The 13,644-nt window shown below is 62.0% G+C and carries 15 protein-coding genes; 12 read left to right on the forward strand and 3 right to left on the reverse strand.

Annotated features, from left to right (window positions below):
• Window positions 1-7 precede the first annotated feature (7 nt).
• Both alsK and rbsK read left to right on the forward strand, forming a co-directional pair.
• Window positions 8-916, forward strand: coding sequence for an allose kinase (gene alsK, locus AWX27_RS13565; RefSeq protein ID WP_060422856.1), 909 nt, complete (start codon window positions 8-10; stop codon window positions 914-916).
• Window positions 913-1,839 carry a ribokinase gene (rbsK, locus tag AWX27_RS13570; protein WP_038871218.1) on the forward strand — a complete coding sequence of 309 codons (927 nt, stop codon included), beginning with the start codon at window positions 913-915 and terminating at the stop codon, window positions 1,837-1,839. Before alsK ends, rbsK begins: the two co-directional genes overlap by 4 nt.
• A gap of 32 nt (window positions 1,840-1,871) precedes the next feature.
• Here rbsK and AWX27_RS13575 read toward each other — a convergent pair whose 3' ends face one another.
• Window positions 1,872-2,480, reverse strand: coding sequence for an HD domain-containing protein (locus AWX27_RS13575; protein WP_060422860.1), 609 nt, complete (start codon window positions 2,478-2,480; stop codon window positions 1,872-1,874).
• Window positions 2,481-2,663: 183 nt separating this feature from the next.
• On the opposite strand from AWX27_RS13575, the gene AWX27_RS13580 reads away from it, so the two are divergent.
• Window positions 2,664-3,338: a PAQR family membrane homeostasis protein TrhA gene (locus AWX27_RS13580; RefSeq protein ID WP_038871224.1), complete on the forward strand. Its 675-nt coding sequence runs from the start codon at window positions 2,664-2,666 to the stop codon at window positions 3,336-3,338.
• Between the two features lie 150 nt (window positions 3,339-3,488).
• Window positions 3,489-3,986, forward strand: coding sequence for a DUF2165 family protein (locus tag AWX27_RS13585; protein ID WP_060422863.1), 498 nt, complete (start codon window positions 3,489-3,491; stop codon window positions 3,984-3,986).
• 38 nt (window positions 3,987-4,024) lie between these two features.
• Here AWX27_RS13585 and ygfZ read toward each other — a convergent pair whose 3' ends face one another.
• Window positions 4,025-5,017, reverse strand: coding sequence for a tRNA-modifying protein YgfZ (gene ygfZ / locus AWX27_RS13590; RefSeq protein ID WP_060422867.1), 993 nt, complete (start codon window positions 5,015-5,017; stop codon window positions 4,025-4,027).
• A gap of 320 nt (window positions 5,018-5,337) precedes the next feature.
• Here ygfZ and sdhE point away from each other — a divergent pair, with 320 nt between their 5' ends.
• The 5 genes from sdhE (at window position 5,338) to creD (ending at window position 9,562) form a co-directional block, all read left to right on the forward strand.
• On the forward strand, window positions 5,338-5,604 hold the full coding sequence (gene sdhE / locus AWX27_RS13595; protein WP_019455657.1) for an FAD assembly factor SdhE: 267 nt from the start codon (window positions 5,338-5,340) through the stop codon (window positions 5,602-5,604).
• The gene (locus AWX27_RS13600; RefSeq protein ID WP_060422869.1) at window positions 5,585-6,007 is read left to right on the forward strand and encodes a protein YgfX; all 423 of its coding nucleotides are present in this window, start codon (window positions 5,585-5,587) and stop codon (window positions 6,005-6,007) included. The genes sdhE and AWX27_RS13600 overlap by 20 nt, the downstream gene beginning before the upstream one ends.
• On the forward strand, window positions 6,007-6,702 hold the full coding sequence (creB, locus tag AWX27_RS13605) for a two-component system response regulator CreB (RefSeq protein ID WP_033644777.1): 696 nt from the start codon (window positions 6,007-6,009) through the stop codon (window positions 6,700-6,702). The genes AWX27_RS13600 and creB overlap by 1 nt, the downstream gene beginning before the upstream one ends.
• Entirely contained in the window at window positions 6,699-8,117 is a 1,419-nt protein-coding gene (gene creC / locus AWX27_RS13610; RefSeq protein WP_060422872.1) for a two-component system sensor histidine kinase CreC, read from the forward strand. Before creB ends, creC begins: the two co-directional genes overlap by 4 nt.
• An 80-nt stretch (window positions 8,118-8,197) precedes the next feature.
• Window positions 8,198-9,562 carry a cell envelope integrity protein CreD gene (creD, locus tag AWX27_RS13615; RefSeq protein ID WP_060422875.1) on the forward strand — a complete coding sequence of 455 codons (1,365 nt, stop codon included), beginning with the start codon at window positions 8,198-8,200 and terminating at the stop codon, window positions 9,560-9,562.
• A 36-nt stretch (window positions 9,563-9,598) separates the two neighbouring features.
• Here the strand turns inward: creD and fldB are convergent, their stop codons facing one another.
• Window positions 9,599-10,117 (reverse strand): flavodoxin FldB, encoded by a 519-nt coding sequence (fldB, locus tag AWX27_RS13620; RefSeq protein ID WP_038871234.1) that lies wholly within the window; start codon window positions 10,115-10,117, stop codon window positions 9,599-9,601.
• Window positions 10,118-10,223: 106 nt separating this feature from the next.
• Between fldB and xerD the strand changes: the two genes are divergently transcribed.
• The 3 genes from xerD to recJ are packed head-to-tail and all read left to right on the forward strand — an operon-like array spanning window position 10,224 to window position 13,606.
• Window positions 10,224-11,123: a site-specific tyrosine recombinase XerD gene (gene xerD / locus AWX27_RS13625; RefSeq protein WP_060423114.1), complete on the forward strand. Its 900-nt coding sequence runs from the start codon at window positions 10,224-10,226 to the stop codon at window positions 11,121-11,123.
• A gap of 26 nt (window positions 11,124-11,149) precedes the next feature.
• Complete coding sequence (gene dsbC, locus AWX27_RS13630; RefSeq protein WP_060422877.1) at window positions 11,150-11,866, forward strand: bifunctional protein-disulfide isomerase/oxidoreductase DsbC; 717 nt, start codon at window positions 11,150-11,152, stop codon at window positions 11,864-11,866.
• A gap of 6 nt (window positions 11,867-11,872) precedes the next feature.
• On the forward strand, window positions 11,873-13,606 hold the full coding sequence (recJ, locus tag AWX27_RS13635) for a single-stranded-DNA-specific exonuclease RecJ (RefSeq protein WP_060422879.1): 1,734 nt from the start codon (window positions 11,873-11,875) through the stop codon (window positions 13,604-13,606).
• Window positions 13,607-13,644: the final 38 nt, after the last annotated feature.

Below are 13,644 nucleotides of genomic sequence, written 5' to 3' on the forward strand. Positions count from 1 at the left end.
GGGGGACATGATGCGGCATTTTCTTGGCGTAGACGTCGGCGGCACCAATACCCGCCTGCTGTTGATGGATGATGACGGCGAGTTCAGCGGGTACCGCAAGATAGCGACCGCCGATTGGGCACGGCAGGCCGATCCGCTGGTGGCGTTGGGCCGCCTGATCGCCGGGCATTGCAAAGATCGTCAGGTGGCGCAGGTGATGCTCGGGCTGCCGGGGATCCTCAGCCGGGATCGCTCGCGGGTGCTGTCGCTGCCGTTTATCCCAGCGCTGGACGCCCAGCCGGTGGCGGCGCTGTTGGCCGATGCGCTGGCGCTGCCGGTGCGGATGGATAAAGACGTCAATCACCTGCTGTGGTGGGACTTGCAGCAGCTGCCGGCGCTGCCGCAGGTGGCGGTGGGGCTGTATCTGGGCACCGGCATGGGCAACAGCCTGTGGCTGAACGGCGACTTTTATCACGGGGCGCACGGCGCCGCCGGTGAGCTGGGGCACATTCCCTGGCCGGGCCATCAGGGTGAGTGCCCGTGCGGTAAACGGGGCTGCGTCGAGAGCCTGACCTCGGGCCACTGGCTGACCGGCTGGGCGCGCGCCAACGCGGCGCAAACGCCGTTCGAACGGCTGTTCGAACGCCACGGCGAACATCCGGATCTGCGGCGCTTCGTCGAACGATTGGCGCAGACCATCGCCATCGAAATGAACGTGCTCGATCCCCAGCAGCTGATCCTGGGCGGCGGCGTGATCGCCATGAGCGGTTTCCCGTTGGCACTTCTGGAACAAGAGATCCGCCGCCATTTGCGCGGGCCGCAGCCGGCGCAGGGGCTGGCGATCTCCATCAGCCGCCTGACCGATGAAACCGGCAGCAAAGGCGCCTGCCTGGCCGCCCGGCGCCACCTCCAATTGAGCAGGGAGTACCCGCAATGAAAGGCAAAGTCTGCGTGTTCGGTTCGTTCAACCTGGATATCGTCGCCGGCATGGCGCGCTTTCCGCAGCCCGGCGAATCGCTGATCGCCCGCAACAGCATGATGGGCGCGGGCGGTAAGGGGGCCAACCAGGCCACCGCTGCGCTGCGCGCTGGGGCAAGGGTGCATTATATCGGCAAGGTGGGGCGCGATGACTTCGGCACCTTCGCCCGGCGCCACCTCGCCGCCGCTGGTTTCGATGCGGTGACGCTGTTCTCGACCGGCGATTGCCCGACCGGCAATGCGCTTATCTACGTTGCCGGTGAGGAGGCGGAGAACATGATCGCCGTCGATCCCGGCGCCAACCTGACGGTCAGCGAAGACGAGGTGCGCCAGTGTCGGCCGGCGATCGCCGCGGCGGACATTCTGTTGACCCAACTGGAGAACAATCTGCCGGCGATTGAGCAGGTGATCGCCATCGCCCGTGAGGCGCAGACGTTCATCATTCTCAACCCGGCGCCGTTTCAGCCGGTGCCGGACAGCCTGCTGGCACAGGTCGATATGCTGACGCCCAACGCCACCGAGTGTACGTTGCTGACCGGCGTGCCGGTGCGGGATGTGGCTTCGGCGCGCCAGGCGGCGCAGGTGCTGCATGCCAAAGGCATTCGCTTACTGATCGTGACCTTGGGCACGCAAGGGGCGTTGTTCTCGGACGGGGAAAACAGCGAGCTGATCCCGGCGTTTCCAGCGCAGCCGAAAGACACCACTGGCGCGGGCGATGCGTTTAACGGCGCCCTGGCGGCGCAGCTGGCGAATCAGGTGCCGTTAGCCGATGCGGTGCGCTTTGCCGCCGCCTACGCGGCGGTCTGCGTGGAGCGCGCCGGGGCGGCGGGGTCGATGCCGAGCTATGAGGAGGCGTTGGAACGCCAGCGGGCGTTCGCTTGACGTTGAAGGGCTGCCGCGGCAGCCCGGTTCACTTACTTCAACCAGCCTTTGCGCTGCGCATCGCGCAGGTGCTGTTCCATGTGGTGCCACAGCTCGGGGTGCACGTCGGCGATCGATGCATTGCGCGCCAGCACCTGCTCCAGGCTGATGCCGTTCTCTACCCAGCTCTGGCCTTCATTGTGCAGGTTCATCAGCATCGGCATGGTGCGATCCAGCAGCAAAGCGAAGCGTGCATCGGCGCTTTCGCCATCTTCATATTCCTGCCATAAAGCGGTGAAATACTCGCGCTGAGCCTCCGGCAACATGCCGAACAGACGGCGCGCCGCCGCCACTTCCTGATCGTGGATCGCCGCGCGGGCCGCCAGATCGTAGACCAGCACGTCGCCGGCGTCGATTTCCACGATGTCATGCAGCAGCGCCATCTGGATCACGCGCTGAATGTTTACGTCATCACCGGCGTAGGGCGCCAGGCTCATGGCGGCGATGGCGAAATGCCAACTGTGTTCGGCGGAGTTTTCCTGGCGCTGGGTGCCCAGCACTTTGGTGCGGCGTTGCACGCCTTTCAACTTATCGATTTCCATCAGGAACTGGATGACCTGGGTCATTGAGCCGAAATCTAACGCGGGTACAGCGGATGACATGGTGTAAACCTCAAGGTGGGTGGGTTGAAGCCTGACGATTGTAGACCACCGGGCGAGCGATTTCGATGGTTACACGCGTTCACATTTTTATTTTAGCGTACACGTGTACACTGGAATTATTCTCAGTTAAGCTGCTTTGCGTTAATTTCGCACAAAGCAGGGCATTTTGAGGGGTTGCGCGTTATGGGGAAAACGGACGTAGTGAAAGCCGGGAACAATAAGATTGTCGCCGCGGCTTATCCGTGGGCGGAAGAGATCGCCAACAGCATCAGCCACGGCATCGGGCTGGTGTTCGGTATCGTCGGCCTGGTGTTGCTGTTGGTGCAGGCGGTGAATACCGGCGCGGATGCGACGGCCATCACCAGTTACAGCCTGTACGGCGGCAGCATGATCCTGCTGTTTCTCGCTTCCACGCTGTACCATGCGATCCCGCATCAGAAGGCCAAGCATTGGCTGAAAAAATTTGACCACTGCGCCATTTATCTCCTGATTGCCGGGACTTACACCCCGTTTTTGCTGGTGGGGCTGGATTCGCCGCTGGCGAAGGGCCTGATGGCGGTAATCTGGGGGTTGGCGCTGCTCGGCGTGCTGTTCAAGCTGGCCTTCGCCCACCGTTTTGAAGCCCTGTCGCTGGTGACCTACCTGACGATGGGCTGGCTGTCGCTGATCGTGATTTATCAGCTGGTTACGCGGCTGGAGGCCGGCGGCGTCACGCTGCTGGCGATAGGCGGGGTGGTCTATACCCTCGGCGTGATTTTCTACGCTTCCAAGCGCATCCGCTTTGGCCACGCCATCTGGCACGCCTTCGTGCTCGGCGGCAGCGCCTGCCATTTCATGGCGATCTATCTCTACGTATAAACGTTATCGCTACGTCTGAATGCGTATTGAACAGGCGCCTCTTTTGTTTTAAAAAAGAGGCGCTTGCTTCTTTCGGGTATCCAGCAAGCCCGTTCTTTCATTTCTGAGCCCGCATACTCTTTCTCTTAACTTTGTTCAGGACTCATCACGATGATCGTTCGCTTATCCAAAGCGCTGCTGGTCTGCGCTATCGCTTTGTTCGCTTCGCTGGTGGCCTTCGGCAATATCACCGATTACGGCTCCAACTTCGCCTTTGTGCGCCACGTCTTTATGATGGACACCATTTTTCCCGACGCCACCATTGGCTACCGTTCGATACAGACGCCGTGGCTGCATCACGCCGGCTATATCTTCATCATCGCGCTGGAGAGCCTGACCGCGCTGCTGTGCTGGATCGGCGGCCTGCGCCTGCTGTGCGGCCTGAAACTGCCCGCTAAAACCTTCAACGGCCGGAAAAAACTGGCGGTAGTGGGGCTGACGCTGGGCTTCCTCACCTGGCAGGTCGGCTTTATGTCGATTGGGGGAGAGTGGTTTGGCATGTGGATGTCGAAACAATGGAACGGCGTGCCCGATGCGTTTCGCTTCTTCGTCACCATCATCCTGGTGCTGATCTATCTGGTGCAGCGCGACGGGGAGTTGGACGAGTAACGAAGACGGCCGCAGGCGGGGCGCCTGCGGCCGATGGATTATTTCTCTTCGGCCAGCGAGTACGGCAAGGGTTTGATCGCCAGCTGGCTGGCGGCATCGTCGCGCACCCGCAGCTTGCTGTCGGCGTCCAAATCGTTGTTCATCACCACCTGTACCCACAGCGTGCCGTCGGCCAGTTGGCTCGACGCCAGTACGGTGCCGGTGCGGCGCCAGTTTTCACCCAGCTGCAGCTCCAGATCTTCCGCCGCCTGCGGGGCGCGGGCCGCCTTACCTTCCAGCCAGTAGAGCGCACGCTTGTTGGCACCGCGGAATTTGGCGCGCGCCACCATCTCCTGACCGGTATAGCAGCCCTTGCTGAAGCTGATGCCTTCCAGCGCCTGCAGGTTGGTGGCCTGCGGGATCAGCTGCGCGCTGTTGGCGGCGTCGATAACCGGATAGCCGGCTTCGATCTCCAGCGCCAGCCACTGGCCGCTGTCATTCAGTTCCGCCTGGTCATGCAGTTTGCCGATCAGCTGTTCGGCCACGGCGGGGCGGGTCACCAGCAGAAAACGTTCCGCCGGTGCACTGAAGTGCAGAATCGTGGTCTCGCTGTCCTGCACCACCGGGTGTTCGGCATCCGGCAGCGTAGCGAACAGGCCCGCCAGCGCAGCGCGCGCCTGGAAACCGGCGACGCCCAGCAACACCGCATCGTTATCGGCGGCGATGGTGACTTTGGAGAATACCGCGTATTTTTTGATTTCAGCCAGCTGGCTGTCCAGCACGCTGCGGCGTTCCAGATAGGCGAAGCCTTCGCCACGGTGGAACAGGCGCAGGTTGCTCCACATTTTGCCTTTGGCGTCGCAGTGGGCGCACAGCACGTGCCGATCGGCCGCCAGCGCGTCGATGTCCGCTGTCACCTGGCCCTGGAGATATTTCACCGTGTCCGGCCCGTTCAGCGTCACCAGCGCCCAATCTTCCAGCGAGATCAGCGTCAGGGGCAGATGGGTGGAAGCGGAGGGCTGACGGGGTGGGAATGGAATGTTATGCGCCATAGTAAGTTCCTGCTCAACGTTTAGCTTACCTGAAGGGTATTGAACCCATGGTAAAAGAGGCGGCGGGCTTTGCAAACTGTTATTCGCGCCGTGGGGCCGGGGTGCGCTTTTTTTGGCATTTTGCGCTTTATTACGTTTTCCGCAGCAAAGCGCCTTCCCGGCGTGTATGTCAAATTGTTACTCTATAGGCTTGCGGCCTGGGCACCCTTGCAGACAGATCCCCGGCTGATGGAATTATATTGCGACGGCGTTGCCATACAGTGTGTCATTTGAACCCTGCGCTGGCGCTGCCGCGCTGAAAAGAGGTGAGTCATAACAACATGGATATTAACAACAAAGCACGTATTCACTGGGCTTGCCGCCGTGGCATGCGCGAGCTGGACATCTCCATCATGCCGTTCTTCGAATACGAATACGACAGCCTGAATGACGCGGACAAGGCGTTGTTCATCCGCCTGCTGGAGTGCGACGATCCCGATTTGTTCAACTGGCTGATGAATCATGGCGCGCCGCAGGACAGCGAGCTGCAGAGAATGGTGACCCTGATCCAAACGCGAAATAAAGACCGTGGCCCAGTGGCGATGTGATATCCGCATTTCCTGGCGCACTCAGCTGTTTTCCCTGTTGACCCACGGCGTTCTGATCCTGCTGATCCTGATTTCGCCCTGGCCGGAAGGCTTGGGCCCGCTCTGGCTGGTGTTGCTGACGCTGGTGGTGTTTCAGTGCATTCGCAGCCAGAAGCGCATCGCCGCGGTGCAGGGCGAGCTGCGGCTGCTGGCGGACCGGCGCTTCAGCTGGCACGGCCGCGAGTGGCGGCTGGCGAAAAAACCGTGGATGCCGGGTTACGGCATGCTGCTGACGCTGCAGCCGACGGAGGGCAAAAAGCGCCGCCGGCTGTGGCTGGCTTCCGACTGCATGAGCAAAGAGGAGTGGCGCCACCTGCGGCAGCTGTTGCTGTATCCGCCGGCGGGTGACGGCGAGGAGGCCTGATGAAACCCGTACTCTGGTTGGTGGAGGATGAACCCAGCATTGCCGATACGCTGGTTTACACGCTGGAGAGCGAAGGCTTCGAGGTGCGCTGGTTCGAACGCGCGGAACCGGCGTTGCAGGCGCTGGCGCAAGGCGCGCCCGCGCTCGCTATCCTCGATGTCGGTTTGCCGGATATCAACGGCTTTGAATTGTGTCGCCGCCTGCTGGCTCAGGCGGCCGATCTGCCGATTCTGTTTCTTACCGCCCGCAGTGATGAAGTAGATCGCCTGATCGGGCTGGAGATCGGCGCCGACGACTATGTCGCCAAGCCGTTCTCCCCTCGCGAGGTTAGCGCACGGGTGCGCACCATTTTGCGCCGCCTGTATAAGCAGCAGCGCTTGCAACAGAGCGCCCGCTACCATTTCGGCGCTTTCACGCTCGACGAAGACGCGGCCACCATCTCCTACCATCAGCGGCCGCTGCCGCTGACCCGTTACGAATACCTGCTGCTGAAGACTCTGCTGTTGGCGCCCGGACGGGTGTTCTCGCGGCAGCAACTGATGGAAAGCGTTTGGGCGCAGGCGGAAGAAAGCCTGGATCGCACCGTCGACACCCACATCAAAACGCTGCGCGCCAAGCTGCGTGCGGTGGAACCCGGTGAGCCGCCCATCCACACCCACCGCGGATTGGGCTACAGCGTGAGCCGCCAGCCATGAAAATTGGCCTGCGCCTGCTGCTGGGATATTTTCTGATCGTGGCGGTGGCCGGGTACTTCGTGCTGAGCATTTTCGTCCAGGAAGTGAAGCCCGGCGTGCGGCGCGCTACCGAAGGCACGCTGGTGGATACCGCCAACCTGCTGGCGCAGATCGCCCGTCAGGACATGCAGCGCGGCGATGCGGCGCATGGCCAACTGGCGCAGGCGTTCACGCAGCTTAATCAGCGGCCGATCGGCGCCAATATCTCCGGCATCCGCAAGGATCGCAGCGAATACCACGTCTATCTGACCGATGCCCAGGGGCGGGTTATCTTCGATTCTGCCGGCCGCGCGCAGGGGCAGGACTATTCGCGCTGGAATGACGTTTATCGGACGCTGCGCGGTGAGTACGGCGCTCGCAGTACCCGCAGCGATCCAGAAGATGAAAACAGTTCGGTGATGTATGTGGCCGCGCCGGTGATAGAACAAGGGCGTATTATTGGCGTGCTCACCGTGGGCAAACCCAACAGCACCATGGCGCCGGTGATCAAACGCAGCGAACGGCGCATTCTGTGGGCCGGCGCGTTGCTGCTGGGGATCGCGCTGCTGATCGGGGCGGTATTCGTCTGGTGGATCACCCGTTCGATAGGCCGGCTGGTGCGCTATGCCGACGGGGTGGCGCAAGGGGAAACCGCGCCGCTGCCCAAAGTGGGCGGCCGGGAATTGACGCAGCTGGCGCAGGCGCTGGAGAGCATGCGACTGAAGCTGGAAGGCAAAGCATATATCGAACAGTATGCACATACCCTGACGCATGAGCTGAAAAGCCCGCTGGCGGCGATCAGGGGCGCGGCAGAGCTGTTGCAAGAGTTGCCGCCGCCGGAGACCGCCCGGCGTTTTCTCACCAATATCGAGCAGCAAAGCGCACGCATCCAGCAGCTGGTGGACAAACTGCTGGTGCAGGCGCGGCTGGAGAGTCGGCCAGACATGGAGACCGCGCCCATCGCGATCGCGGCGCTGGTCAGCCAGACGGTGGCGGGCAAAGAGGCGCAGGCGACGCAGCGCGGCGTCAGGTTACAATTGGAGGCGCTGGCAGAGGTGACGCTGAACGGCGATGCGTTGCTGATCAGCCAGGCGCTGACCAACCTGCTGGACAACGCGATCGACTTTACCCCGCCGGGCGGTTGCGTCAGCGTACGAGGCGAACGGCGGGAACAGCACTACTGCATCAGCGTTTGCGATGACGGCAGCGGCATTCCGGACTATGCGCTCGATAAGGTGTTCGAACGTTTTTATTCGCTGCCGCGCGCCGAACGGCCAAAAAGCAGCGGGCTGGGGCTGAACTTCGTGCAGGAGGTCGCCCGCCTGCATCATGGCGGCATTCACCTGCGCAACCGCCGGCCGCACGGGGTGGAAGCGACTTTCAGGTTATCGCTGTGACTTCACCTTCCCTTCACATAACCACATTCTGATTTCACCTGCGGGTTTTATCGTGGCCTCATTACCCATGAGGAGCGAGCATGATGAAATCGGTACTTTTCTGGAAAATAACCACGCTGCTGGGATTGATGGTGGTGATGTTGATCCCCATCGCCCAACTGATGAGCGTGATCGACGAACGCAGCGGCTATCGGCAAAGCGTGGTCGGGCAGGTAAGCGAAAGCACCAGCGGGGCACAGCGCGTGCTCGGCCCGTTGATTGTCATTCCCTACGTCGAACGAGAAGAGAAGAAAGACGAGAAAGGACAAACGGTAGTGCAGCGAGTGCAGCATTACCGCTATTTGCTGCCGGAGTCGCTTCAGGTGCTGGGGGCGCCGAAAGTAGAGGTGCGTAAACTGGGCATTTATCAGACGCAGGTTTACCAGGGGCCGCTGAACTTCAAGGTGCGTTTCGGCCAGCCGGAACTGGCGGATTTGCAACGTGCCAACGTGACCCTCGGCCAGCCGTTCCTGCTGGTGGCGCTGAGCGACTCTCGCGGCATCAAGAGCATTTCTCCTCTGGAAATACCGCAGCCGGTGGCGTTTGAACCGGGCACCGGCGTGGGATCGTTGCGTCAGGGGATCCACGCACCGTTGACGCTGGCGGCGCTGCAACAAAAAGAGGGGCTGAACGCCGACTTCACCCTGGCGCTGGCGGGCACCAGCAGCCTGTCGCTGGTGCCGCTGGGGCGCAGCAGCGAATTGCAGCTGCAAAGCAACTGGCCGCACCCGAATTTCCTCGGCAACTTCCTGCCGGATGAACGCAAGGTGACGGAGCAAGGGTTTAGCGCTCGCTGGCGCAGCACCTGGTTCGCCAACAATATCAACAGTGCGTTCCATTACGACGATAGCATTATCGATGAGGACAAGCTGCCGGCCTTCAGCGCCAGCCTGGTCGAACCGGTCGATCACTATCAGCTGGCCGAGCGCGCGGTCAAATACGCGCTGCTGTTTATCGGGCTGACGTTTATGGCGTTTTTCCTGTTCGAAACCCTGACCGGGCTGCGGGTGCACCCAATTCAGTACCTGTTGGTAGGCGCGGCGCTGGTGTTGTTCTACCTGATTCTGCTGGCCTTCTCCGAACACCTGGGATTCGCTCTCGCTTACCTGGCGGCCAGCATCGCCTGCAGCGGTCTGATCGGCTTCTATCTGAGCGCCGTACTGCGCGGCAAGCTGCGCGGTGCGCTGTTCGCCGCGAGCCTATTGCTGTTGTACGGCGTACTCTATTTGCTGTTGCAGTCGGAGGACAATGCGTTGGTGTTGGGGGCGGGGCTGCTGTTCGCCATTCTGGCGGGCATTATGCTGTTGACGCGCAAGCTGGACTGGTATCAGGTGGCGGATCCGGCGCGGTTGACCAAAGAGACACCTGCTGGGGAAGAGGAGCCACGCTTCCGTCTGTGGAAATAAGCGGGGAAATCGGGCGCGCTCAGCGCCCGACAGCGGCTACAGCAGCGGCTCCATCTCCAACAGGATCTGCTCGCACCATTGCTGCAGGCGCTCTTCGCTCAGATCGTATTGGTTGACCTCATCGAGCGCCAGGCCAACGAAGTGTTTGCCGTCGGCGCTCAGCGGTTTGGGGCTGGTGAACTCGAAGCCGTCGGTCGGCCAGAAGCCGACGAACTGCACGCCCAGCGGCGCGATCTGATCGTGCAGCATGCCCAGCGCGTCGAGGAACCACTCACCGTAACCGAGTTGATCGCCCATGCCGTACATGGCGACGATCTTGCCTTTCAGATCCAGCGCCGGCAGCTGCGGCCAGATCGCTTCCCAGTCTTCCTGCAGTTCGCCGAAATCCCAGGTCGGGATACCGAGGATCAGAATGGAATAGTCCTCCATCAGCTTGGGAGAGACGTCTTTCAGGTTGTGCAGGTCGACCAGGTCTTCACCCAGAATCTCACGGATTTTTTCTGCCGCCATCTCGGTGTAGCAGGTGCTGGAGCCGTAAAACAGACCAATCTTCATGTGTAAACCGTTACGTTGCTGTTTAGAGAATTGCAACGAGTATACCTGATTTGCGTCGGCTTAAGGCATAATGGCGCGGGTGGAAATGCAACAAAGAGAGGACCGCGTGCAACAGCAAGACAATGTGCTGATTGAACAATTCCTGGATGCGCTGTGGCTTGAGCGCAATCTGGCGGAAAATACGCTGGCCTCCTACCGGCTGGATTTGCAGGCCCTGGGCACCTGGCTTGGCCATCAAAACACCACCTTGCTGCAGGCGCAGGCGTTGGATCTGCAGGCCTTTCTCGCCGAGCGGGTGGACGGCGGCTACAAGGCCACCAGCTCCGCGCGTTTGCTGAGCGCCATGCGCCGCCTGTTTCAGTACCTGTATCGCGAAAAACTGCGCGCCGACGATCCCACCGCGCAGCTGGCGTCTCCCAAACTGCCGCAGCGTTTGCCGAAGGATCTGAGCGAGGCGCAGGTCGATGCGCTGTTGCAGGCGCCCTGCGTCGATCAACCGCTGGAGCTGCGCGACAAGGCGATGCTCGAAGTGTTGTACGCCACCGGGCTGCGGGTTTCCGAACTGGTGGGGCTGAGCATCAGCGACGTCAGCCTGCGCCAGGGCGTGGTGCGGGTGATCGGCAAGGGCAACAAGGAGCGGCTGGTGCCGCTGGGTGAAGAGGCGGTCTACTGGATCGAAAATTATCTGGAACATGGCCGCCCTTGGCTGGTCAACGGCCAGACGCTGGATGTGCTGTTCCCCAGCACCCGTTGCCAGCAAATGACCCGACAGACGTTCTGGCATCGCATCAAACACTATGCCATCCTTGCGGGCATCGACAGCGAACGTCTGTCGCCGCACGTGTTGCGGCACGCGTTCGCCACCCATTTGCTGAACCATGGGGCCGATCTCCGTGTCGTACAGATGTTGTTAGGGCACAGCGATCTCTCGACCACGCAAATTTATACTCATGTAGCGACCGAACGACTGAAACAGCTACATCAACAGCATCACCCGCGCGCCTGAGCGGCGGGTTCGAAAGGATTGGAACAATGAAAAAAGGTTTAATGCTGCTCTCTCTGCTGGTGGCTTCGGTGACCGGTGCCGCCCATGCCGATGACGCGGCGATCAAAAAAGCGCTCGCCAGCCTGGGCATCCAGCAGGCGGACGTGCAGCCTTCACCGGTCAACGGCCTGAAAACCGTGCTGACCGACAGCGGCGTGCTGTACGCCTCCGAAGACGGCAAGCACATCCTGCAGGGCCCGTTGTTCGACGTCAGCGGCAAAGAGCCGGTCAACGTGACCAACCAACTGCTGAGCAGCAAGATGGACGCGCTGAAAGATCAAATGATCGTCTACAAAGCGCCGAAAGAGAAACACGTGATCACCGTGTTCACCGATATCACCTGCGGTTACTGCCATAAGCTGCACCAGCAGATGAAAGAGTACAACGATCTGGGCATCACCGTGCGTTATTTGGCGTTCCCGCGTCAGGGGCTGGCTTCCCAGGCTGAGAAAGACATGAAGTCTATCTGGTGTACCGCCGACAAGGCCAAGGCGTTCGACGCCGCCATGAAGGGCGACGCCATCTCTCCGGCCAGCTGCAAAACTGACATCAGCAAGCATTACGAGCTGGGCGTGCAGTTCGGCATTCAGGGCACGCCGGCGATCATTCTGGAAAACGGCATGATGATCCCGGGCTATCAGGGGCCAAAAGAAATGGCCGCCATGCTGGATGCGCACCAGGCCGCCACCAAAGCCGGTGGTTAATCGCCGGTGAGTATTAAAACGCAACTACGCCGCCGTCCGGCGGCGGACGACACGCATCTGCCCGCCAGTTTGCCGCCGCTGCTGCGCCGGCTTTACGCCCTGCGCGGCGTGCAGGGTGAGCAGGAGCTGGAGCGCGGCGTCAAGGGCATGCTGCCCTGGCAACAGCTGGACGGCATCGACGACGCCGTCAGCCTGCTGCAACAGGCGCTGACCGACGGTCGCCGCATCATGGTGGTGGGCGATTTCGACGCCGACGGCGCCACCAGCACCGCGCTGACGGTGCTGGCGCTGCGCAGCATGGGCGGCGCAACCGTCGACTACCTGGTGCCGAACCGCTTTGAAGACGGCTACGGCCTGAGCCCCGAAGTGGTGGAGCAGGCGGCGGCGCGCGGCGCGGAGCTGATCGTCACCGTCGATAACGGCATCTCCTCGCACGCCGGCGTCGACGTGGCGCACGCCAAGGGCATGCAGGTGCTGGTGACCGATCACCACCTGCCGGGCGAGACCCTGCCGGCGGCCGAAGCGATCGTCAATCCCAACCTGCGCGGCTGCGCCTTCCCGTCCAAATCGCTGGCCGGAGTGGGCGTCGCGTTCTACCTGATGCTGGCGCTGCGCGCCCGGCTGCGGGACAGCGGCTGGTTCGAACAGCGCGCGCTGGCGATGCCCAATCTGGCGGAACTGCTGGATCTGGTGGCGCTCGGCACCGTGGCCGACGTGGTGCCGCTGGACGCCAACAACCGCATTCTGGTGTATCAGGGGTTAAACCGCATCCGAGCCGGCAAATGCCGTCCGGGCATCCGCGCGCTGCTTGAGGTAGCTAACCGCGATGCCCGCCAGCTGGCGGCCAACGATCTCGGTTTCGCCCTCGGCCCGCGTCTCAACGCCGCCGGCAGGCTGGACGACATGTCGATCGGCGTGGCGCTGCTGCTGAGCGACGACATCGCGCAGGCGCGTATGCTGGCCAACGATCTCGACGCGTTGAACCAGACGCGGCGCGAGATTGAGCAGGGCATGCAGGTGGAAGCCCTGCAGCTGTGCGACCAGTTGGAGCGCACCAGCACCGAGCTGCCTTACGGGCTGGCGATGTATCACCCGGAATGGCACCAGGGCGTGGTGGGTATCCTCGCCTCGCGTATCAAAGAGCGTTTCCACCGTCCGGTGATCGCGTTCGCGCCGGCGGGTGACGGCATCCTGAAAGGCTCCGGCCGGTCGGTGCCCGGCCTGCACATGCGCGACGCGCTGGAGCGGCTGGATATGCTGAACCCCGGCCTGATGATGAAGTTTGGCGGCCACGCGATGGCGGCCGGGCTGTCGCTGGAAGAGGCCAGGTTCGACGAGTTCCGCCAGCGCTTCGGCGAGCTGGTGGGAGAATGGCTCGATCCGGCGATGCTGGAAGGGGTGATCTGGTCCGACGGCGAACTGGCGATGCAGGAGCTGTCGCTGACGACGGCGGAGCTGCTGCGCGAGGGCGGCCCGTGGGGCCAGGCGTTCCCGGAACCGACCTTTGACGGCAAATTCCGCATCCTGCAGCAGCGGCTGGTGGGCGAGAAACACCTGAAGCTGATGGTGGAACCGCTCGGCGGCGGCCCGCTGCTCGACGGCATCGCGTTCAACGTGGACACCACGCTGTGGCCGGACAGCAGCGTGCGCGAGGTCGAACTGGCCTACAAGCTCGACGTCAACGAGTTTCGCGGCAACCGCAACGTGCAGCTGCTGATCCAGCATCTTTGGCCGCGCTGAAGTGAAATTGACGTTCGTGCAGCGGTAAGTGAACGGTG

Source organism: Serratia sp. 2880STDY5682894 (assembly GCF_001537385.1).
GTDB classification, from domain to species: Bacteria; Pseudomonadota; Gammaproteobacteria; order Enterobacterales; family Enterobacteriaceae; genus Serratia; species Serratia nevei.